Annotated in this window: 4 protein-coding genes; 1 reads left to right on the forward strand and 3 read right to left on the reverse strand. The window is 76.0% G+C overall.

From position 1 onward, the window contains the following. Positions 1 to 5 precede the first annotated feature (5 nt). The 3 genes from ACFWIS_RS30825 to sbnA form a co-directional block, all read right to left on the reverse strand. Entirely contained in the window at positions 6 to 7265 is a 7260-nt protein-coding gene (locus ACFWIS_RS30825) for an amino acid adenylation domain-containing protein (protein WP_380462200.1), read from the reverse strand. Continuing rightward, entirely contained in the window at positions 7262 to 15295 is an 8034-nt protein-coding gene (locus tag ACFWIS_RS30830; protein WP_380524062.1) for an amino acid adenylation domain-containing protein, read from the reverse strand. Before ACFWIS_RS30830 ends, ACFWIS_RS30825 begins: the two co-directional genes overlap by 4 nt. Before the next feature lie 83 nt (positions 15296 to 15378). After that, complete coding sequence (sbnA, locus tag ACFWIS_RS30835; protein WP_380462198.1) at positions 15379 to 16410, reverse strand: 2,3-diaminopropionate biosynthesis protein SbnA; 1032 nt, start codon at positions 16408 to 16410, stop codon at positions 15379 to 15381. 256 nt (positions 16411 to 16666) lie between these two features. Between sbnA and ACFWIS_RS30840 the strand changes: the two genes are divergently transcribed. Then, complete coding sequence (locus tag ACFWIS_RS30840; RefSeq protein WP_380462197.1) at positions 16667 to 23920, forward strand: amino acid adenylation domain-containing protein; 7254 nt, start codon at positions 16667 to 16669, stop codon at positions 23918 to 23920. Positions 23921 to 23973: the final 53 nt, after the last annotated feature.

The following is a 23973-nucleotide window of genomic DNA, read 5'->3' on the forward strand; positions in this document are numbered from 1 at the left end:
GTGGGTCACTGGTGGTCGGTGGCGGAGAGGGCCGCTTCGAGGACGGCGCCGATCGCGGCGGCCGGTCCGGGGCGCAGCAGTTGCTGGTGGCCGGCGTCCACGTCGTGCGCGTGGACGGCCGAACCGACGTACGGCGCCCAGCTCTTGAGCTTGAGGGCGCGCTCCTCCGGGGTGGGTCGGCGGGGGCCGCCGGTGGCCACGAAGAGGGTCATCGGGCAGTCGTCGAGGCGGTTCGGGGTGAACCGCTGGAAGAGTTCGAGGTTGTTGCGCATGACGGCCAGCAGGCGTTCCAGCAGGTCGGGCCGGAGGCCGGCCAGCGGGCCGGGGGTGCGGGCGAGGTGGGCGGCCACGCTCCGGGGGGTGAGCGGGGCGGAGTCACCGGTGTCGACGGGCTCGGCGCCGGCTTCGGCCAAGAAGTCGGCGAGGAACTCGGCGTCGCTGGGGCGGACGCCCCGGGCGTCGTCGGGGTAGGCGTCCAGGTTGGCCAGCAGGGCCACCGGTTCGCCGGCGGCGCGCAGCCGGACGGCCATCTCGTGGGCGACCACCCCGCCGTAGGACCAGCCGAGCAGGTGGTAGGGGCCGTGCGGCTGGATCGCCCGGATCCGGGCCACGTACTCCTCGGCGACCCCGCCGAGGTCGGTGGGCAGCGGGCCGTCGCCGGACAGCCCGTCGGCCTGGAGGCCGTACACCGGGCGGGCGGGGTCGAGGTGCTCGGCGAGGGCGGCGAAGGGCAGGGCGAAGCCGAGGCCGCCGTGCACGCAGAACAGCGGGGGGCGGTTGCCGGTGGGACGGATCGGCAGGACGGGGGCGAGCGGGTCCAGGCCGGTCGCGGAGCCGGAGGCGGGTTCGGCGGTGGCGGCCAGGGCCTCCAGGGTGCGGTGCTCGAAGACCGCGCCGAGGGTGAGCGGCAGGCCGGCCCGGGTGGTCGCGTTGACCAGCCGGATGGCCTTGAGGCTGTCCCCGCCGAGGGCGAAGAAGGAGTCGTCCGGTCCGGCGGCCGGCAGCTCCAGCACCTCCTGGACGGCCGCGCAGAGCAGGCGTTCGGCGACCGTCCGGGGCGGGCGGGACGAGGCGGGGGCGGCGACCGGCGCGGGCAGGGCGCGGACGTCCAGCTTGCCGTTGGCGTTCAGCGGCAGCTCGGGCAGCGCGGCGTAGGCCTCCGGGACGAGGTGGCCGGGCAGCGAGCGGGCCAGGTGGCGCCGCAGTTCGGCCGGCCCGGGCGCCGGGAGGCCCGCGGCGGGCACCAGGTAGGCGACCAGCCGGCGCTGGCCGGCGGCGTCGGCGGGGGCCAGCACGGCGGCCCGGGCGACGGCCGGGTGGGCGGCCAGCAGGCGTTCCACCTCGCCGAGTTCGACCCGGTGGCCGCGGATCTTGACCTGCTGGTCGGCCCGGCCGACGTACTCGATCCGGCCGTGCCGGTCCCAGCGGACCAGGTCCCCGGTGCGGTACATCCGGGTGCCGGGCGGGCCGTACGGGTCGGCGGTGAAGCGTTCGGCGGTGGCTCCCGGCCGGTTGAGGTAGCCGCGGGCCAGGCCCGGGCCGGACAGGTACAGCTCGCCGACCACGCCGCGCGGCACCGGTTCGAGCGCCTCGTCCAGGACGTACGCGCCGGTGTCGCCGATCGGCAGGCCGATCGGGACGGTGCCGTCGGCGCGGCCGAGGTCCTGGCCGGTGGCGAAGGTGGTGGCCTCGGTGGGGCCGTAGACGTGGAGGACGGTGGTGCCGGGCAGGGCGGCGCGCAGCCGGTCCAGATGGTCCCGGGAGTGGGCCTCGCCGCCGGTGAGCAGGGCGCGCAGCGGGGCCAGGGCGCGCGGGCGGGTGTCGGCCAGGGTGTTGACCAGCTGGGTGGTGAGGAAGGCGACCGTCACCCCGGCCCGGGCCAGGAAGTCCTCCAGGGCCCCGGGATCGGCGGGGCCGGGCGGCTGGACGGCCAGCCGGGCGCCGTGGGCGAGCGGGCCCCAGATCTCGAAGGTGGAGGCGTCGAAGGCCACCGGCGCGAAGTACAGGAAGGTGTCCTCGGCGGTGGGGGCGAGCTCCGGCAGGCCAAGCACCAGGCGGACGGCGGCGCGGTGGGTGACCGCGACGCCCTTGGGGCGGCCGGTGGAGCCCGAGGTGTGGATGACGTACAGCAGGTCGTCGGGGTGGACGGTGACCTCGGGCGCGACGGCCGGCCGGGCGGCCAGGTCGGCCTCCGTCGCCGGGTCGTCCAGGACCAGCGGTCGCACCTGCGGGGGCAGGTCGAGACCGGCCAGGGAGCGCTCGGTGAGCAGCAGCCGGGCGCCGCTGTCCGCGAGCATGTGGTGGACCCGCTCGGCGGGGTACGAGGGGTCGATCGGCAGGTAGGCCGCGCCGGTGCGGGCGATCGCCAGCAGGGTGCGCACCACGGCCGGGCCGCGCTCCAGGCGCAGGGCGATCAGCTCGCCGCGGCCGGCGCCGTGGGCGGTGAGCAGCCGGGCGAGGCGGTTGGCCTGGGCGTCCAGTTCGGCGTAGCTGGTGTGCCGGAGCCCGTCCGGTCCGGCGTGGACCAGTGCGACGGCCTGCGGGGCGGCGGCGATCCGGCGGTCGACCAGGGCGGTGACGGTGCCGGGAGGCCCGGTCTCGCCGAGCCGGCCGGTGCCGAGGGCGAGCAGTTCGGCCCGTTCCTCGGGGGCGATCAGGGGCAGCCGGGAGAGCGGGGTGGCGGGGGCGGCGAGGGCGGCGGCGAGCAGCCGCAGGTAGCACTCGGTGATCCGCCGGGCGGTGGCGGCCTCGAAGAGGTCGGTGCGGTACTCCAGGGTGAGCCCGAAACCCGGGTCGTCCGGCTCCTCGGTGACCTGGAGGAAGAGGTCCCACTTGGCCGTGCCGGTCGGGACGGGTTCCGCGCTGACGGTGAGTTCCGGATCCGGGGCGGGGGCCGGGCCGGGGCGGTGATGGCCGATCATCACCTGGAACAGGGGGTGCCGGGCCGTGGAGCGCTCCGGGTTGAGCACCTCGACCAGCTTCTCGAACGGAAGCTCCTGGTGCTGGTGCGCGGCCAGGTCGGACTCCCGCACCCGCTCGGCGAGTTCGCGGAAGGCCGGGTCGCCGGAGGTGTCGGTGCGCAGCACCAGGGTGTTGACGAACATGCCGACCAGGTCGTCGAGCTGCTCGTCGGTACGGCCGGCGATCGGGCTGCCGAGCGGGATGTCGGTGCCCGCGCCGAGCCGGGTGAGCAGCGCGGCGAGGGCGGTGCGCAGCAGCATGAAGGGGCTGAGCGACCAGTCGGCGGCGGTGCGGCGCAGCCGTTCGGCCAGCTCCGGGGGGACGAGGGCGTGGTGGGCCGCGCCGCGGTGGTCGGTCCGGGGGCCGCGGGGGTGGTCGAAGGGCAGGGCCAGCTCCGCCGGGAGGTCGCGCAGCCGCTCCGTCCAGTAGTGGAGTTGGCGGGAGGTGCGGCTCTCCGGGTCGTCCTCGGTGCCGAGCAGTGCCTGCTGCCAGAGGGTGTGGTCGGCGTACTGGACGGGCAGCGGGGGCAGTTCGGCGGGCCGGCCGTCGCGGCGGGCCAGGTAGCAGGCGGTGAGGTCCCGGGTGAGCGGGGCGAGCGACCAGCCGTCGGCGGCGATGTGGTGCAGCACCAGGGAGAGCACGTGCTGATCCGGGCCGAGGGTGAAGAGCCGGGCGCGCAGCGGCAGTTCGCGGTCCAGCCGGAAGCTCCGGGCGGCCTCGTCGGCGAGTGCGGCGGGCAGGTCTGCCTCGGTGCTGCGGCTGACCGGAAGGGCGACGGTGGCCTCGGCGGGCGTGAGCACCCGCTGTTCGGCGGTGGGCTCGGCGCTCCGGCGCGGGAAGACGGTGCGCAGCGCCTCGTGCCGGGCCACTACGTCCTGGAGGGCGGCGGCCAGGGCGGGGGTGTCGAGGCGGCCGGAGAGCCGGACGGCCAGCGGGATGTGGTACAGCCCGGCGGGGGCGCCCAGTTGCTCGACGAACCAGAGCCGCTGCTGCGCGGGGGAGAGCGGGAGGACGGCCGGGCGGGGGCCGGCGGTGAGCGGGGTGCGGCGCGGGCCGGCGGCGCCGGGCAGCCGCCGGGCGAGCCGGGCCGGGGTGGGGGCCTCGAAGAGGTCCCGGACCTGGAGCTCGGCGCCGAGTTCGGCCCGGACCCGGTTGACGATCCGGGCGGCGAGCAGCGAGTGGCCGCCGAGGGCGAAGAACTCGTCGTCGGCACCGACCTCGGGCAGCCCGAGCACCTCGGCGAAGATCGCGCAGAGCAGTCGTTCCCCTGGGCCGTGCGGGGCCCGGGCGGAGGTGGCGTAGACGGGGGCGGGCAGGGCGCGCCGGTCGAGCTTGCCGTTGCCGGTCAGCGGCAGCGCGGGGAGGGTGACCACGGCGGCGGGCACCATGTGCTCGGGCAGTCGTTCGGCGGCGAACGCCCGCAGCTCGGCGGACAGTTCGGCGTGGCCGGCGGCCGGTTCGGCGTGGCCGGTGGCCGGTTCGGCGTGGTCGGCGGCAGCCGGCACGACATAGGCGACCAGTCGCTGGTCCCCCGGGCGGTCCTCCCGGGCCAGGACGGTGGCCTCGGCGACCAGCGGATGCCGGCCGAGGACGCTCGCGATCTCGCCCAACTCGATTCGGAAGCCACGCAGTTGGACCTGCTCGTCGATCCGGCCCAGGTACTCCAGGGTGCCGTCCGGCCGCCACCGGCCGAGGTCGCCGGTGCGGTACATCCGGGCGCCGCCGCCTTCGAACGGGCAGGCGACGAAGCGCTCGGCGGTCAGCGCGGGCCGGTCGAGGTAGCCGCGGGCCAGGCCCGGCCCGGCCACGTACAGCTCGCCGGGCACCCCGGCCGGGACCGGTCGCAGGGCGCCGTCCAGCAGGTACGTCCGCAGGTCGGGGACGGCGCGGCCGATCGCGCTGCCGCTCCCGGTGGGCGCGGCGGTCAGCTCGTGCGCGGTGACGTGCACGGTGGTCTCGGTGATGCCGTACATGTTGACCAGCCGCGGCGCGTCCTCGGGGTGCCGGGCGTACCAGTCGGCCAGCTTGCCGTGGTCCAGTGCCTCGCCGCCGAACACCACGGTGCGCAGGGCGAGTTCGCGCGGGCGTTCGGCGTCGGCGCGGATCAGCTGGTAGAAGGCGGACGGGGTCTGGTTGAGGACGGTCACCCGCTCGGCGGCGAGCAGCTCCAGGAAGGCCTCGGGGGAGCGCGAGACGTCGTACGGGACCACGACCAGCCGGCCGCCGTACAGCAGGGCGCCCCACAGCTCCCAGACCGTGAAGTCGAACGCGATCGAGTGGAACAGCGTCCAGACGTCCCGCGGGCCGAAGCCGAAGCGCCGCTCGGTGGCGTCGAGCAGCCGGACCACGTTGCGGTGCGGGACGACCACGCCCTTGGGGCGCCCGGTGGAGCCGGAGGTGAAGATCACGTACGCCGGGTGGTCGGGGCCGACGGAGGTGGCGGGGGCGTCGGTCGGGGCGACGGCGAGGGCCGCGGCGGTCTGCGGGGCGTCGAGGTCGATCCGGGGGAGGCCGGGGGTGTCGGGCAGCAGGCCGGTGGCGGTGAGCAGCAGGGCGGGGCGGGCGTCGGCCAGGGCGTGGCCGGTCCGTTCGGCCGGGTGGGCGGGCTCCAGCGGCAGGTAGCCGGCGCCCGCCTTGAGCACGGCGAGGACGGCGACGACCAGGTCGGTGCCGCGCGGCAGCGCGACGGCGACGAAGGACTCGGGGCCGGCGCCGTGCGCGATCAGCAGGTGGGCCAGCCGGTTGGCGCGCTCGTCCAGTTCGCGGTAGCTGAGTTCGCCGTCCGGCGCGGTGACCGCGACGGCCTCCGGGGTGCGGGCGGCCTGTTCGGCGAACAGCGCGGGGACGGTGGTGTGGCGGACCGGCGGGGTGCGCTCGGCGGGGGTGCCCTGCGGGGCGGCCGCGTCGGGGACGCCTTCGGGGACGCCTTCGGGCGCGCCGAGGTGGGCGAGCAGGGTGTCCGGGTCCTCGGCGACCGTCGCCAGGACGTCCACCAGCCGGTCGAGCAGCCGCTCGGCCTCGTCCGCTCCGAACACCGAGGCCCGGTGACCGAGTCGGAGGTCCAGCCGGTCGCCCGGGAAGACCGTGAGGCTCAGCGGGTAGTGGGTGGCGGAGAGGATGCGGGCCGCGCTGACGGTGCCGCCGGACTCCCGGTACAGCGCCGCCTCGTCCATCGGGAAGCTCTGGAAGGCGAGCACGGTGTCGAACAGCTCGCCGCGCACCCCGGAGGCGGCCTGCACCTCGGCCAGCGGCAGGTGCTCGTGCGGCATCATCGCCAGCTGCTGCGCGGCCAGCGCCGCGAACAGCTCGCTCGCCCGGCGGTCCGGGCGCAGTTCGGCGCGCACCGGCAGGGTGTTGGCGAACAGTCCGATCATCGACTCGACCTCCGGCACCTCGGCCGGGCGGCCGGAGGTGACCGAGCCGAACACCACGTCCTGGCGGCCGGTGAGCCCGCCGAGCAGCAGCGCCCAGCAGCCCTGGACCACGGTGTTCAGGGTCAGGCCCCGGCCGCGGGCCCAGCCGGACAGCGCGGCGGTGTGCCGCTCGCTCAACAACCGCCCCGCGGTGGCGGGGAGTTCGGCCGATGGTCCGCTCGGCGGCAGCACCCGGACCGGCCCGTCCAGGTCGCCCAGCAGCTCCGCCCAGGCGGCCCTGGCGGCGGTGTGGTCGCGGCCGTTGAGCCAGGTCAGGAAGGACCGGTACGGCGCGGGCGCGGGCAGCGCGGCGGCGCCGGCCGGGTCGCCCAGCAGGCCCAGCTCCCGCACGGCGAGCGGGAATGACCAGCCGTCCAGGACGATGTGGTGCACCGACCAGAGGAAGCGGTGGCGCCCCTCGCCGAGCCGGATCAGGGTGAACCGCATCAGCGGTGGCCGGGCCAGGTCGAACCGGCGCAGCCGGTCCTCCTCGGTCAGTCGCCGGGCCTCGGCCTCCCGCTCGGCCTCGGGCAGGTGGGTGAGGTCCCGCAGCTCCCACTGCGGCTCGGTGTCCTTGAGCACGACCTGCACCGGTTCGCCGTTCTTGCGGTGGCGGAAGCAGGCCCGCAGGTTGGGGTGGCGGTGCAGCAGGGCGGCGGAGGCGGCGCGCAGCCGGGCGGCGAGCCGCTCGCCGTCGGCCGCGCCCGGGCCGTCCAGTTCGGCGACCAGCTGGAGGGTGTACAGGTCGGGCGCGGTCCGGTCGTAGGAGGAGAGGAACAGCAGGCCCTGCTGGAGCGGGGAGAGGGGCAGGACCTCGCTGATCTTCCCCTTGGTGTCGGACCCGGCCGGGGCGGGGGTGCCGGATGGGCTCGTTCTCAGGCCGGTCGTCACGACAGCTCCTCGTTCAACTCGATTTCCAGATCGGCCAGTTCGTCGTCCGAGAGCTCGATCAGGCTGCCCGCGGGCTCGGCCGGGACCGGCTCGGCGGCCTCCGCCCCGGCCTCCTCGGCGATCCGGGCCAGGGCGGCGGCGGTCTTGTGGGTGAAGACGTCCCGGGTGGTGAGGGCGAGGCCGGCCTTGCGGGCGCGGCTGACCACCTGGATGGAGCGGATGCTGTCCCCGCCGAGGGTGAAGAAGTCCTCGTCGATGCCGACGGTGGCCGTTCCCAGCACCTCGGCGAGGATGGTGCAGAGGATCCGCTCCGGTTCGGTGCGCGGGCCCCGGCCGGCGGGCTGGTCGGCGGTCGCGTCGGGTTGGGGCAGGGCCTTGCGGTCGAGCTTGCCGTTCGGGGTGAGCGGCAGGGTGTCCAGGACCAGCCAGGAGGCCGGGACCATGTAGCCGGGCAGCAGTTCGGCCAGCCGGTCGCGGATCCGCCCGGGGTCGACGCCCGGGCCGGTGAGGTACCCGACCAGCCGGGGGTTGCCGGAGTCGTCGGGCAGGACGGTGACGGCGGCGTCGGTGACCGGGTCGAGGGTGCGCAGCACGGCCTCGATCTCGCCGGTCTCCACCCGGCGGCCGCGGATCTTGACCTGGTGGTCCCGGCGCTCGATGAACTCCAGCTGCCCGTCGGGGCGTTGGACGACCAGGTCACCGGTGCGGTACATCCGGCAGCCCCGGCCCGCGAACGGGTCGGCGATGAAGGTGGCGGCGGTGCGGGCCGGGTCGTGGAGGTAGCCGCGGCCGACGCCGGCGCCGCCGACGTACAGCTCGCCGGGCACGCCGACGGGTACCGGCTGGAGCTCGTCGCCGAGCACGTACAGCCGGGTGTTGCGGACGGCCCCGCCGATCGGCACCCGGGTGCCGGGCCGGTCGCCCGCGCGCAGCACGGCGTGGGTGACGTCGTCGGAGCACTCGGTCGGGCCGTAGGCGTTCATCAGCGGGACGTCGGGGTAGCGGTCGTGCCAGCGGCGGCAGAGGTCGGCGGGCAGCGCCTCGCCGGTGACCACCAGCCAGCGCAGCGAGGGCAGCCGGGGCGCGTCGCCGTCGAGGTCCCAGGCGTCCAGGGCGGCCCGCAGCAGCGAGGGGACGACCTCCAGGACGGCCACGCCCTCGTCCTGGACCAGCGCGAACAGCGCGTGCGGGTCGGCCGCGGTCTCCGTCCCGGCGACCCGGACGCTGCCGCCCACGACCAGCGGCGCCAGCATCTGCCAGACCGAGACGTCGAAGGTCAGCGGAGCGTTCTGGACGACCGCCTCGCCGGCGGCCAGGTCGAGGTCCCCGACCTTGGCCCAGAGGTGGTTCATCATCCCGGAGCGCTGGACCATCGCGCCCTTGGGGCGGCCGGTCGAGCCGGAGGTGAACATCACGTACGCGAGGTCCGCCCCGGTGCCGACCGGCTCGGGCAGGGTCGGGGCGGGCAGGGTCGGGGCGGTGAGCGCCCCCTCCAGGCCGAGGACGGTGGCCGAGGTGCCGTCCGGCGCGGTGCAGCCGGCGCCGAGCAGCAGGTGGGAGGCGCCGCTGTCGGCCAGCAGGGCGGCGTTGCGGGCGGCGGGGGCGGCCGGGTCCAGCGGAAGGTAGGCGGCGCCGGCACCGAGGACGCCGAGCACCCCGGTGATGAACGGCGCGCCGGGTTCGGCGAGCATCGCGACCACCGAGCCGGTGCCGGCCCCGGCCCCGGTCAGGGCCGCGGAGAGGCCGCCGGCCGCCTCGACCAGCTCCCGGTAGCTCAGCGCGCCGCCGTCGTCCGTGACCGCGACGGCCTCCGGGGTGCGCCCGGCCACCGCCCGGACCCGCTCGACCACGCCGAGGCTCTCCTCGGGGAGCGAAGGGTCCCAGTCGCCGAGCAGTCCGCCGAGCTCGCCGGGGGTGGCGGTGCCGGTGAGGTCGGTCGGGGCGGTGACGTCGATCCGGGCCAGCGGCAGGTCCGGCCGTTCGGCGACGGTGCGCAGCAGGTGCAGCAGCACGGTCGCGATCCGTTCGACCCCGGCCCGGTCGAACAGCTCCGGGTGGTGGTCCAGGCGCAGGCTGAGCGCCTCGCCGGGGTGCACCACCAGGCTGAGCGGGTGGTGCCGGGCGTCCAGGGCCTCGGCGCGGACCACCCGGGGGCCCCCGTCGCCGGCGGCCAGGTGGCGTTCGTCCAGCGGGAAGTTCTCGAACAGCACCACGGTGTCGAAGGCCTCGCCGGTGAGCCCGGCGGCCTGGTGGATGGCGGCGAGTCCGAGGTGCTCGTGCGGCAGCAGCGCGCTCTGCTGCTCCTGGAGCGCGTGCAGCAGCTCGGCGAGGGTGGTGCCGGGGTCCAGCCGGGCCCGGACCGGCACGGTGGTGAGGAACATGCCGATCATCGCCTCGACCTCCGGCACCTCGGCCGGGCGGCCGGAGGTGACGGCGCCGAACAGCACGTCCTGGCGGCCGGTGAGCCGGCCGAGCAGCAGCGCCCAGCAGCCCTGGACCACGGTGTTCAGGGTCAGGCCCCGGCCGCGGGCCCAGGCGGCCAGCGCGGCGGTGTGCTCGGGCGGCAGCTCGGTGCGGACCGACTCGGGCAGTGCGGGGACCCGGGACGGGTCGGCGGGGACCACCAGGGTCGGGCCGTCGAGCTCGGCCAGTGCCCCGCGCCAGGCCGTACGGGCGGCCTCGCGGTCCTGGGCGGTGAGCCAGGCGAGGTAGTCGCGGTAGGGGGCCGGGTCGGGCAGCGCGGCGGGGGCCGGGGCGACGGGCGCGCCGTCCGGGCCGGGCGTGGCCGGGGAGGCGGGAGCGCTGAGCGCGAACAGTTCGCGGACCAGCAGCGGCATCGACCATCCGTCGACCAGGATGTGGTGGCTGGTCCAGACGAAGCGGTGCCGGTTCTCGCCGTGGGTGAGCAGGGCGAAGCGCAGCAGCGGCGGGTCGGCGAGGTCGAAGCGGCGGGTGCGTTCGGCCTCGGTGAGCCGGGCCAGCTCGGCGGCCCGGACGGGCTCCGGGAGTTCGGTCAGGTCGGTGGCCAGCCAGGGCAGCCGGGCCTGCCGGGGGATGACCTGGACGGGTTCGCCGGCGGCCCGGGCACGGAAGGCGGCGCGCAGGTTGGGGTGGCGGTCGAGCAGGGCCTGGCCGGCGGCGCGCAGGGCGGCCGGGTCGAGTTCGCCCTCGAGGTCGGCGACGATCTGCAGGGTGTAGACGTCGACGTCCTGCTCGGTCGTGGCGTCGTGGTCGGCGTGGAAGAGCATGCCCTGCTGGAGCGGGGTGAGCGGCAGGACGTCGGTCAACGCGTTCCCGGCGGCGCGGAGTTCGGCCTCGTACTCGTCGATCTCGGACTGGTCGAGCCGGACCAGCGGCAGGTCGGAGGGGGTGTGGCCGCCGGGGCCGGGGTGGCGGGCGAGCAGCTCCAGGGCGCGGAACCAGGTCCGGGCGATGTCCCGGGCGGTCTCCTCGCTGACGGTGCGGCCGGCCCAGGACCAGTTAGCGACCAGGTGCGGGCCGTCCGGCCGGTCCTCGGTGGCCGGGGTGACGTCCAGCAGGTGCGGCAGCGGCAGGTCCGGGTGGGCGCCGGTACCGACCACGCCGTCCCCGCCGGCCGGCTCCCAGTGGCCGCTGCGCCGGGCGTCGAAGCGGCCCATGTAGTTGAAGCCGAGCTGCGGCCCGGGCCGGTCGGCCAGCAGTCGGGCGGAGTGCGGGTTGAGGTGGCGCAGCAGGCCGTAGCCGACGCCCCGGTCGGGCAGGGCGTGCAGCTGTTCCTTGATCCGCTTCAGGGCGGTGGCCAACGCCGGCCCGCCGGACCACAGTTCGTCCCAGTCGGGCGCGCCGGGGTCGAGCCGGACGGGGAAGGCGGCGGTGAACCAGCCGACGGTGCGGGAGAGGTCCAGGCGGTCGCTGAGCTGCTCGCGGCCGTGGCCCTCCAGCTCGATCAGGGTGCCGGTGCGGTCGGAGTGGCCGTGGCGTCGGCGCCAGTCGGCGACGGCGATCGCGAGGCCGGTCAGCAGCACGTCGTTGACCTCGGCGTGGAAGGCCGCCGGGACATCGGCGAGCAGCGGGCCGGTGATCTCGGGGCCGAGTTCCAGGCGCAGGGTGCGCCGGGTGCCGTACACATCGGTGGCCGGGTCGAGCCGGCGGCTGCCGATCAGCGGGTCCGGTCCGTCCAGGATGCCCTGCCAGAGGGCGAGTTCGGAGCCGCGGACCGGGGTGCGGGCCTGCTCGGCGAGCAGCCGGGACCAGGCGCGGTAGGAGGTGCCGACCGGGTCCGGGGCCGGGGCGCGGCCTTCGGCGAGCGCGGTGCAGGCGTCGGCCAGGTCGGGCAGCAGGATCCGCCAGGAGACGCCGTCGACGACCAGATGGTGGGCGCCGAGCACCAGGTGGGCGCTGTCGGCACCGGGCGCGGCGGGGATCAGGACGGCCTGGAGCATCACCGCGTCGGCGGGCGAGAGCCGGGCGAGGGCGGCGGTGGCCTGCCGCTCGGCGAAGGCGAGCACATCGGGGCCACCGGGCTGGCCGGGCTGGCCGGGCTGGTCGGACTGGCCGGACTGCTCCGGCTGTACGGAGGGCTCCGCGGTGGTCGCCAGCCGGGTGCCGGCCAGGGCTCCGGTCGGCAGCACCTCCAGCTGCCAGAGTCCGGGGGAGGGCTCGGTGGCCCGGGTGCGCAGCGCGTCGTGGTGGTCGACCAGGGCGTGCAGGGCGGCGTCCAGCCGCTCGACGTCCAGATCGACGGGGACCTTGACCACCACGTACTGGCCGTACGAGGACACCGGCCCGTCCAGGCTGCCGGTGTCCTGGCTCAACTGGGCGCTGATCGGGGTGAGGTCGTACGGGCCGGTGCCGTCCTCGCGGTCCTCCGCGGCGGGCTCGTCGGCGGTGCCGCCGCCCGCGATCCGGGCCAGGGCGGCAGCCGTCTTGTGGGTGAACATGTCCCGGGTGGTGAACAGCAGTCCGGCCTTGCGGGCGCGGCTGACCACCTGGATGGAGCGGATGCTGTCCCCGCCGAGGGCGAAGAAGTCCTCGTCGATGCCGACGGTGGTGGTGCCGAGCACCTCGGCGAGGACCTCGCACAGGATCCGCTCGCGCTCGGTGCGCGGGCCGCGGCGCTCGGCCTGCTGGGTGGGGTCGGGTTGGGGCAGGGCCTTGCGGTCGAGCTTGCCGTTCGGGGTGAGCGGCAGGGCGTCCAGGACCAGCCAGGAGGCCGGGATCATGTACGCGGGCAGCAGCTGGGCGAGTTCGGCCCGCACCTGGTCGGGCCGGACGCCCGGACCGGTGAGGTAGCCGACCAACCGGGGGTTGCCGGAGGCGTCGGGGAGGACGGCGACGGCGGCGTCGGTGACGGTGTCCAGGCCGCGGAGCACGGCCTCGATCTCGCCGGTCTCCACCCGGCGGCCGCGGATCTTGACCTGGTGGTCCCGGCGCTCGATGAACTCCAGCTGTCCGTCGGGGCGTTGGACGACACGGTCGCCGGTGCGGTACATCCGGCTGCCCCGGCCGGCGAACGGGTCGGCGATGAAGGTGGCGGCGGTGCGGGCCGGGTCGTGGAGGTAGCCGCGGCCGACGCCGGCGCCGCCGACGTACAGCTCGCCGGGCACGCCGACGGGTACCGGCTGGAGCTCGTCACTGAGCACGTACAGCCGGGTGTTGCGGACGGCCCCGCCGATCGGCACCCGGGCGTCGAGTTCGTCGTCGACCGCGATGACGGCGTGGGTGACGTCGTCGGAGCACTCGGTCGGGCCGTAGGCGTTCATCATCGGGACGTCGGGGTAGCGGTCGTGCCAGCGGCGGCAGAGGTCGGCGGGCAGCGCCTCGCCGGTGACCACCAGCCATTGCAGTTCCGGGAGTTCGGGCGCGTCGCCGTCGAGGTCCCAGGAGTCCAGGGCGGCCCGCAGCAGCGAGGGGACGACCTCCAGGACGGCGATGGCCTCGTCCTGGACCAGCGCGAACAGCGCGTGCGGGTCGGCCGCGGTCTCCGTGCCGGTGACCCGGACGCTGCCGCCGACGACCAGCGGCGCCAGCATCTGCCAGACCGAGACGTCGAAGGTCAGCGGAGCGTTCTGGACGACCGCCTCGCCGGCGACCAGCTCCAGGTCGTGGACCTTGGCCCAGAGGTGGTTCATCATCCCGGAGCGCTGGACCATCGCGCCCTTGGGGCGGCCGGTCGAGCCGGAGGTGAACATCACGTACGCGAGGTCGGATCCACAGCCCAGCGAGGGGAGTTCGGCCGTGCAGTCGGCGTCCGAGGGCTCGGTCAGCGGCAGGACGGTGGCCGAGGTGCCGTCCGGCGCGGTGCAGCCGGCGCCGAGCAGCAGGTGGGAGGCGCCGCTGTCGGCCAGCAGGGCGGCGTTGCGGGCGGCGGGGGCGGCCGGGTCCAGCGGGAGGTAGGCGGCGCCGACCGCCTGGACGGCCAGCACCCCGGTGACGAACGGCACGCCGGGCTCGGCGAGCAGCGCGACAACCGATCCCCGGCCGGTGCCCGCCGCGGTCAGCCGGGCGGCCGATCCGGCGGCACGCGCCAGCAGTCGGCGGTAGGAGACCCGTTCACGTCCGTCCCGCACGGCCGGCGCGTCGGGCCGCTCGGCCGCGACCGCGCGCACCCGCTCCACCAGGTCCTGGTCGGGGGCGGCCGTGCGGTCCCAGTCGCCGAGCAGTCCGAGCGGCTCGCCGTCCGCGCCCAGGCCGATCCGGCCGAGCGGGAGGTCTCCGGGCATCGTGGCGAGGGCGCCCAGGAAGGCCGCGAACCGGGCCAGGTGGGTGGCGAGTTCGGCGGCGGTGTAGAGGGCGGGATTGCCGTCGAGGTGCAGTTCCACCGTGCCGTCGTCGGCGTTGAGGACGGTCAGGATGAGGTCCTTGACGATGCCGGTGGAGAGGTTGACCACCAGGCCCCGGCAGTCCGGGCCGAAGGCCAGTTCCGGGTCCTGGGCGAGCACGTTGATGAACGGCCCGAAGGGGCGCTGGTCGTCGATCCGCAGGCCGATGTCGCGGCGGATCCGGTCACCGCGGTAGCGCTGGTGCTGGAGCGCCCCGGCGACCTCGCGCCAGGCCGCGCGCAGCAGTTCGGTGCGGGTCAGCTCCGGCCGGATCCGGACGGCCAGCGGCAGGTAGTTGGCGAGCATCCCGGGGATCGCCCGGCTGACCGCGCCGACCCGGCCGGTGACCGGCAGGGTGAGCAGCGGCGCGGCGACGCCGGTGACCCGCTGGGTGTAGGCGGCCATCGCGGCGACCATCAGCACCGGCAGGGTGACCTTGCCGTCCTGGGCCAGGGCGTTCAGCGCGGTGGTGGTCTCCGGGGAGAGCCGGACGCTCTCCCGCAGCGCGACCCGGGCGGGGGCCGGCTCCTGCTCGGAGAGCGAGACCAGTTCCGGCCGCGGGCCGTACCGCTCGGAGGTGAGCCGGTCGGTCCAGTGGTCGCGGTCCTTGCCGACCATCTTGGAGTCGAGGTAGCGGCGTTCGGCCTCCAGTAGCTGGTGGAAGGGCGGCATCGCCCCGTCCTCCGGCGCCCCGGCCTCCGGCTCCGGCGCCCCGGCCCCGGCGCCCAGTCGGTAGTAGAGCCGGGCGAGCTTCGGGTAGAGCAGCCCGCGGCTGAAGCCGTCCGCGAGGATGTGGTGCATGCACAGGTAGAGCAGGTGGTGTTCGGGGCCGAGCCGGATCAGCGCGCCGCGGAACAGCGGGAAGTCGTTGATCTTGATCGGGTCGGCGTGGTCCGCCCGCATCCACCGTTCGGCCGCCGCCAGCGGCTCCGTGTCGCCGGTGAAGTCCATTCGCTTCAGTGGGAGTTGGGCGAGCGGGCGAATGATCTGGCCGGGCCCGCCGTCCTCCTCGACGAACTGCACCCGCAGCGCCTCGGCCTCGTGGCCCAGCTGCCCCAGGGCCCGACCGAGCAGCTCGGGGTCGAGCGGCCCGCGCAGGTCGATGTAGTCCGCCATGTTGTAGGCCAGCGGCCCGGCGGCGAACTGTTCGTCGAACCAGATCTCGGCCTGCGCCGCGGTGAGCGGCAGGACCGCGCCCCGGTTCGTCGTCCTTGCGTCGTGCTCCGTCATCCCTGCCCCAGCCCGCTTCGAAGTCTCTGGCAACTCTCGCTCCACCGGATCCGTGGTGACCCTTCGGACCCGGTCCGCCCGGCTCAGCCCGTCACGGCGTGCAACCCGGCGTCGAGGCCGATCCCGCCGCGGGCGACGCCCGGCAGCAAGCCCTCCGGACCGATCGAGCGGGCCACCCATTCGTCGTGGTAGACGGTGTCCAGGTAGCGCTCGCCGAGGTCCGGCGCGATGGTCACGGCCGTCACCCGCGTCCGCACGCCGCCCACGCCGTCGCCGTGGTGCTCGTCCAGCCAGCGCACCGCCCCGCTCACCGCGGTGCCGGTGGAGCCGCCGAACAGGAAGCCCCCGCGCATCAGTTCCCGGCAGGTGCGCACGGTGTCGCGCTCCTCGACGTGGATCGCGGGATCCACCAGCGAGTCGTCCAGCAGCGGCGGGCGGACGCTGGTGCCCAGGCCCGGGATGTGCCGGGGGGCCGGCGGGGTGCCGAAGGTGACCGAGCCGACGCTGTCCACCGGGACGACCCGCACCGAGGGGCGCCGCTCCCGGAAGTACCGGGCGCAGCCCATCAGGGTGCCGGTGGTGCCGGCGCCGACGAACAGCACGCTGAGGTCCGGGAACTGGCGGGCGATGGCGGGCGCGGTGGTGCGGTAGTGGGCCATCCAGTTGCCCGGACTGAGGTACTGGTTGAGCCAGACCCGCCGCTCGTCCTCGGCCAGCAGCGCCCGGACGTGCCGGATCCGCGCCCCGAGGAAGCCCTCCTCCGGGTGCGGCTCGGTGATCACGTGCACCTCGGTGCCGTAGGACTCCATGATCCGCCGGGTGGCCTCGTTGCAGCGGGAGTCGGTGACGCAGACGAACCGGTAGCCGCGCGCCGCGGCGAGCACGCTCAGTGCCACGCCCATGTTCCCGGAGGAGGACTCCACCAGTGTCGAACCGGGCCGCAGCGCGCCGGACTCCTCGGCCCGGGCGACCATTTCCCGGGCCGCCTTCAGCTTGATGGACCCGGCGAAGTTGAATCCCTCCACTTTCAGGAAGAGGCGGTGCCCGAAGATCGGCTGAAGATTCACGAAGAGGTCACTGACCTCGAATTCGTGTGACGCGGAAATGACCGGCACGGAGAACTCCTGGCCTTCGGTAAGGAATTAGCCTCGACGGCAAGCCTCCCGCCGATCGCTGACGAGGAGCTGACGGAGGGCTGACGGATTGCTGACGGGCCCCGTGCGGCGTTCGACCACGCAGGTGGCGGTCGTGCGTCAGCCGTCCGTCAGTTGCCGGTCAGTTGCCCGTCAGCGCCATCGGAAAACGTTTGTTAATCCGTACGTGCACCGCACCTGCATCGCACTTGTGCGGGCCTTCCGTGAGGAGCCCGGTTTGAATCGGCCGTCCGCCATCAGTGAAGTCCTTCCACTCTCGCCGCTGCAACAGGGACTGCTCTTTCTCTCGGAGTACGACCGCGCCGGGACGGACGTCTACACCATTCAGCTGGTGCTCGACTTCGAGGAGCTGACCGAAGCCGGGGCCGCCGCCCTGCGCACCGCCGCGGGCGCGCTGCTGGAGCGGCACCCCAACCTCAAGGCCTGCTTCCGGCCCCGTCGCAACGGCGAGGTGGTGCAGGTGGTGCCGACCGCGGTCGCGCTGCCCTGGCGGGAGGTCGCGGTGCCGGGCGCCGGGGCGGAGGCCGACGCCGGGTTCGAGCGCCTGGCCGAGGAGGACCGGCTGCGCCGCTTCGACCTGGCCCGCCCGCCGCTGCACCGGCTCACCCTGGCCCGCGCCGGGGACGGGCGCTGCCGGCTGCTGTGGACCGTCCACCACATCCTGCTGGACGGCTGGTCGATGGTCACCCTGCTCGGTGAACTCGCCGAACTGGCCGGCGGATCCGGGGCGTCCGAGCCGCCGACCCGCTACCAGTCCCACCTCGCCTGGCTCGGCGCCCAGGACCGCGCGGCGGCCCGGACCGCGTGGGGCGCGGCGCTGGCCGGGGTGACCGAGCCGACCCGGCTGGTGCCGGCCGGCCGCAGCCGGGGCGAGGGCGCGGACGCGCTGCCGCGCTCCGTCCCGCTGGACCTCGACCCGGCGGTGGCGGAGCGGCTGACCGCCTTCGCCCGGGCGCGCGGTCTGACCGTCAACGCGGTGGTGCAGGGCTGCTGGGCGCTGCTGCTGTCCCGGCTGACCGGCCAGTCCACCGTGGTGTTCGGCGCGGTCAGCTCCGGCCGCCCGGCCGGGCTCGCGGACGTCGAGCGGATGGTCGGGCTGTTCGCCAACACCCTGCCGGTCCGGGTGGACGTCGACCCGGAGCGCACCCCCGCCGAGCTGTTCGCCGCCGTCCAGCGGGCCCAGACCGGGCTGCTGCCGCACGAGCACCTCACCCTGGCCGAGGTGCAGCAGCTCACCCCCGTGCGCGGCGAACTCTTCGACACCGCGCTGATGTTCCAGAACTACCCGATGGGCAGTCTGGGGGTCGCCGGCGACTCCAGGGTGACCGGCGTCGACATCCGTTCGGCCACCGACTTCCCGGTCACCCTCACCGTCTTCCCCGGCACGCCCTTCGGCCTCGCGGTGAACCACCTGCCCACGATGGTCGACGCCGCCGAGGCGGAGCTGATCGGACGGCGCTTCGCCCGGCTGCTGGCCGCCGCCGTGGTCGCGCCCGACCGGCCCTGCGGCCGCCTCGACGTCCTGGACGCGACCGAACGGGCCCGGATCCTGGAGGACCGCAACGCCACCGCGACCCCGCCGCCGGGCCCCTGGCTCGCCCCGCTGCTGGCCGCCCAGGCGGCCAGTACCCCGGACGCGCCCGCCGTGCGGTGCGCCGGGCAGCGCCTGAGCTACCGCGAACTGCACCGTCGTGCCGACGAGTTGGCCGAGCGACTGGTCGCCGCCGGGGCCGGCCCGGAGCGGGTGGTGGCGATCGCCCTCGACCGCTCGACGGACCTCGTGGTGGCCGCGCTGGCCGTCCTCAAGTCCGGCGCCGCCTACCTGCCGCTGGACCCGGACCACCCGGTGGAGCGGCTGCGGCTCATGATCGAGGACGCCGCCCCGGTGGTCACCCTCACCCACCGCCGGGTGCGCGAACTGCTCCCGTTCGCCGGTGAGTCGTGGGTCCTGGACGATCCGGACGGCCTGCCGCCGGCGGCCGCGCCCGGCACGCCGCGCGAGCCGTCCGGCGACCACCCGGCGTACGTCATCCACACCTCGGGCTCCACCGGGCGCCCCAAGGGCGTGGTGGTGCCGCACGCCGCCCTGGTCAACCTGGTCCGGGACATGGCCGAGCGCTTCGCCGTCACCGCGGCCGACCGGCTGCTCGCCGTCACCACCTTCGGCTTCGACATCGCCAACCTGGAGCTGTTCGTCCCGCTGGTCACCGGCGCGGAACTGCTGCTCGCCGACCGGGAGACCGTCCGCGACCCGGCCGCGCTGGCCGGGGCCGTCACCGGTCTCGGCGCGACCGTGCTGCAGGCCACCCCCAGTCTGTGGCAGTCGCTCGCCGCCGACCACGCCCCTCGGCTGGCCGGGCTGCGCGCCCTGGTCGGCGGCGAGGCGCTGCCCGAGCCGCTGGCCCGCACCCTCACCGCGCACTGCGCCTCGGTGACCAACGTCTACGGCCCGACCGAGACCACCGTCTGGTCCACGGCCGCCGTCCTGGACGGGGAGCGGTCCGGTCCGCCGCCGATCGGCGCCCCCATCGCCAACACCCGGGCCTACGTGCTGGACGGCGCGCTGCGGCCGGTCCCGGACGGCACCTACGGGGACCTCTACCTGGCCGGCGCCGGCCTCGCCCGGGGCTACCTGGGCCGGCCCGGCCTGACCGCCGAGCGCTTCACCGCCGACCCGTACGGCCCGCCCGGCAGCCGGATGTACCGCACCGGCGACATCGCCCGCTGGGACACCGGCGGCCGGGTGCTGGAGTACGCCGGGCGCAGCGACTTCCAGGTGAAGATCCGCGGCCACCGGATCGAGCTGGGCGAGATCGAGTCGGTGCTGGCCGCGCAGCCCGGCGTCCGGCAGGCCGTCGTCACGGCCGGCGCGGACCGGGCCGGGGACGTCCGGCTGGTCGCCCACGTGGTGCCGGCCGGCCTCGACCTCGACCGACTGCGGGAGCGGGCGGCGGAGGTGCTGCCCGTGTCGATGCGGCCGGCGGTGTACGTGCCGCTGGACGAGCTGCCGCTGACCCCCAACGGCAAGGTCGACCGCAAGGCGCTGCCCGCCCCGGCGGAGGAGCGCGCGGGCACCGGGCGGGCGCCGGTGGGGGAGCGCGAGGAACTGCTCTGCGCGGTGTTCGCCGAGGCCCTCGGGCTGGAGCGGGTCGGTGCGGACGACGACTTCTTCGCGCTGGGCGGCCACTCGCTCTCGGCGACCCGGGTGGTCAACCGGCTGCGCTCCGAGCTGGGCGGGGACGTCCCGCTGCGGGCGCTGTTCGACGCCCGGACGGCCGAGGGGCTGGCCCGGACGCTGTCCGGCGGCGGACCGGCCGGCGAAGGACCGGCCGGCGGGGGGCGGGCCGGCGAAGGACCGGCCGGCGGGTCGCCGGTGCCCACGGCCGCCGGGGGGCGGGCCCGGCCGGTGCTGCGCGCCGTCGAGCGGCCCGCGACCGTGCCGCTGTCGCACGCCCAGGAGCGGCTCTGGTTCCTGGACCGGATGGACGGTCCGACCGGGGCCTACAACATCCCGCTGGCCGTCCGGCTGACCGGTCCGCTGGACCGGGCCGCGCTGACCGCCGCCGTCCGGGACGTGCTGGAGCGGCACGAGAGCCTGCGCACCGTCTTCGCCGAGGCGGACGGCCTGCCCTCGCAGCTGGTGCTCACCGTCGCCGAGGCCGAACTCGCGGGCGGCGCACTGGAGTCAGTGGAGCTGCGGGCGGCCGAACTGCCCGGCACGCTGGCCGCCGAGGCCGCCCACCCCTTTGTGCTGTCCGCACAAGTCCCTTTGCGCGCACGGCTGTTCGTCCTCGGACCGACTGACCACGCACTGGTGCTCACGGTGCACCACATCGCCGCCGACGGCTGGTCGCTCGGCCCGCTGGTGCGCGACCTCGCCACCGCCTACCGGTGCCGGGCCGAGGGCCGGGCGCCCGACTGGCTGCCGCTGCCGGTGCAGTACGCCGACCACGCGCTCTGGCAGCGCGCCCTGCTCGGCGCCAAGGACGACCCGGACAGCCTGGCCGCCGCCGAACTCGCCCACTGGCGCGAGGTGTTGGCCGGCATCCCGGAGGAGCTGGAGCTGCCCGCCGACTTCCCGCGCCCGGCCCGGGCCGGGCAGCGCGGCGCGGAGGTCCGCTGCGCACTGCCCGCCGAGGCGCACGCCCGGCTCGCCGCCCTCGCCCGGGACGGCGGCGCCAGCCTGTTCATGGCCGTCCAGGCCGGGCTGGCCGCCCTGCTCACCCGGCTCGGCGCCGGTACCGACATCCCGCTCGGCAGCCCGGTGGCCGGGCGCACCGAGGAGGCCGTCCGGGAGCTGGTCGGCTTCTTCGTGAACACCCTGGTGCTGCGCACCGACACCTCCGGCGACCCGGCCTTCCGCGAACTCCTCGGACGCGTCCGGGAGACCGACCTGACCGCCTACGCCCACGCCGAGCTGCCCTTCGAGCAGCTGGTCGAGGGGCTCAACCCGGTCCGCTCGACCGGCCGCCAGCCGCTCTTCCAGGTGGTGCTGGCCTTCGAGAACGCCACCTTCGGGAACGCCACCTTCGGGAACGCCGCCTCGGGGAACGCCGCCTCGGGGAACGCCGCCGCCGGGAACGCGGCGCTGCCGTCGATGCCGGGCCTGACCGCCGAGGTGCTGCCCGTCGACACCACCGCGGCCAAGTTCGACCTGTCCTTCCAGGTCCGCGAGCGCACCGCGGCGGACGGCGGTCCGGCCGGGCTGGAGATCCTGCTGGAGTACCGCGAGGACCTCTTCACCGCCGCCACCGCCACCCGGCTGGCCCGCTCGCTGGCCACCCTGCTGGACTCCGCCGCCCGCACCCCCGACGCCCCGCTCAGCGCCCTGGAGCTGCTCACCGCCGAGGAGCGGCGCGTCCTGCTGACCGAGTGGAGCGGCCCGCCGGCCCCGCCGCCGGCCGCCGGGTGGTCCGGCGCCGCCACCCTGCCCGCGCTGCTGGAGCGGGCCGCGGCCGAGCACCCGGACCGCCCGGCGCTGATCGCCCCCGACGCCGTCCCGGCCGGGCCCGGCACCGTACGCCTGGACCACCGCGAGCTGAACGCCCGTGCCAACCGGCTCGCCCACCTGCTGCTGGCCCGCGGCGCCGGCCCCGGGGACGTCGTGGCGCTGGCCCTGCCGCGCTCCCCGCAGCTGGTGGTCGCCCTGCTGGCGGTGCTCAAGACCGGTGCCGCCTACCTGCCGGTGGACCCGCGCTACCCGGCCGAGCGGATCGCCCACCTGCTCGGCGACGCGGCGCCCGTCCAGGTACTGGCCGTCGACGGGGTGGAGCTGCCCCCGACGGCCGCCGTCCCGCTGCTGCTGGACGCCCCCGGTACGCTCGCCGAACTGGCCGGGCAGCCGGACACCGACCCCGGCGACGCCGACCGCACCCGGCCGCTCACCCCGCAGGACACCGCGTACGTCATCTACACCTCCGGCTCCACCGGCCTGCCCAAGGGCGTCGCCGTGCCGCACGCCGGAGCGGTCAACCTGGTGGCCGCCCTGCACGGGCTGCTGGGCCCGGGCCGGCGGGTGCTGCAGTTCGCGTCCTTCAGCTTCGACGCCAGCGTCTGGGAGCTGGGCGCCTCGCTGTGCACCGGCGGCACCCTGGTGTTCGCCACCGAGGAGAGCCGGTTCGCCGGGGACCGGTTGGCCGCGCTGCTGGCCGAGCACCGGGTCGACCACGCCATCCTGCCGCCCCCCGTCGCGGCCGGGCTGCCGGACGACGCGCCGCTGCCGGACGGGCTGCTGCTCGCCGTCGGCGGCGAGGCCTGCCCGCCCGCCCTGGTGGACCGCCTCGCCGGGCGGCTCGACCTGCGCAACGCCTACGGCCCGACCGAGGCCTCGGTCTGCGCCACCTGGAGCGACCGGCTGCTCCCGGGCACCGGCCCGCTGCCCACCGGCCGCCCGCCGATCGGCCGTCCGCTGGGCGGCCACCGGGCGTACGTGCTGGACGCGGCGCTGGCCCCGGTGCCGGTCGGTGTCACCGGCGAGCTGTACCTCGCCGGGGCCGGGCTCGCCCGGGGCTACCCGGGCCGCCCGGTGACCACCGCCGAGCGCTTCGTCGCCGACCCGTACGGCGAGCCCGGCACCCGGATGTACCGCACCGGGGACCTGGTCCGCTGGCGGGCCGACGGCAGCCTGGAGCACGTCGGCCGGGCGGACCACCAGATCAAGCTGCGCGGCTTCCGGATCGAGCCCGGCGAGATCGAGGCCGCGCTGACCAGGCACCCGGTGGTGGTCCAGGCCGCGGTACGGGTGCGCAGCACGCCGACCGGCGGCCGGCAGCTGGTCGGGTACGTGGTGCCGCTGCCCGGAGTGGCCGCCGTCGACGTCCCGGTGCTGCGGGCCTTCCTCGGCGAGTCGCTGCCCGCGCACATGGTGCCGGCCGCCCTGGTGACGCTGCCAGCCCTGCCGCTGACCGCCAACGGCAAGCTGGACGTCCGGGCGCTGCCGGAGCCGGGGGCCGAGCCGGTGGCGCCGGGACGGGCCGCGGACCGGGTGCGCCCGCCGCGCACCCCGGCCGAGGAGGTGATCGCGGCGGTCTTCGCGGAGGTCCTCGGGCTGGACCGGGTCGACGCCGACGGGGACTTCTTCGCGCTCGGCGGCGACAGCCTGCGCTCGGTGCAGATCGTCGGCCGGGCGGCCAAGGCCGGGCTGACCCTCTCGCTGGCCGACGTGTTCACCCACAAGACGGTGGCGGCCCTGGCCGCGGCCGCCCGGCCCACCGAGCGGGGTCCGCTCCCGTCGGCACTGCTGGAGCCGTTGCTGGCGATCCGGCCCGGCGGCACCGCCGAGCCGCTGTTCTGCGTGCACGGCGGCGTCGGCTTCGGCCTGCCGTACGCCGAACTGGCCGCGCACCTGGACCCGGACCGGCCGGTGTACGCCCTGCAGTCCGACGGCATCGCGGCGCCGGCCGGGCAGTGGCGCAAGCCGGTCGGGGTGCGGGAGCTGGCCACCGAGTACCTGGCCCGGATCCGGCGGGTGCAGCCGCACGGCCCGTACCACCTGCTGGGCTGGTCCTTCGGCGGGCTGGTCGCCCACGAGATGGCCGTCCAACTCCGGGCGGCCGGCGAGCCGGTGGCCTTCCTGGCGGCGCTGGACGTCCAGCCGGTGCACCCGGGCGACCCGAACCCCACCGACCAGCAGATCCGGTCCGCCTTCCTGGACCACCACGCCGCCGGGGCGGGTGTGGACGAGGCGGAGCTGTCCCGGCTGATGACCGTGATGCGTCACCACACCGACATCGCTCGGGAGTTCACCCCCGGGCGGTTCGACGGGGAGTTGCTGCTCTTCGTCGCGGACGGCGCTGGGGACGGCGCTGGGGACGGCGCCGGGGACGGTCTGGTGGCCGAGCGCTGGCAGCCGCACCTCGGCGGGCCGCTCACGGTGCACCGGGTGCCCTGCGACCACGAGGAGATGCTGAACAGGGAGGCGGCCGGGCTGATCGGTGCGATCACCGACGCCGCCCTGCGCCGCCTCGGGTGACGGGAGAGGCGGGGGGGGGCGCCCCGAGGGTGCGCCGGGCCCCCCCCCCGAGG

This window comes from Kitasatospora sp. NPDC127060, from assembly GCF_042724935.1.
In the GTDB taxonomy this organism is placed as follows: Bacteria; Actinomycetota; Actinomycetes; order Streptomycetales; family Streptomycetaceae; genus Kitasatospora.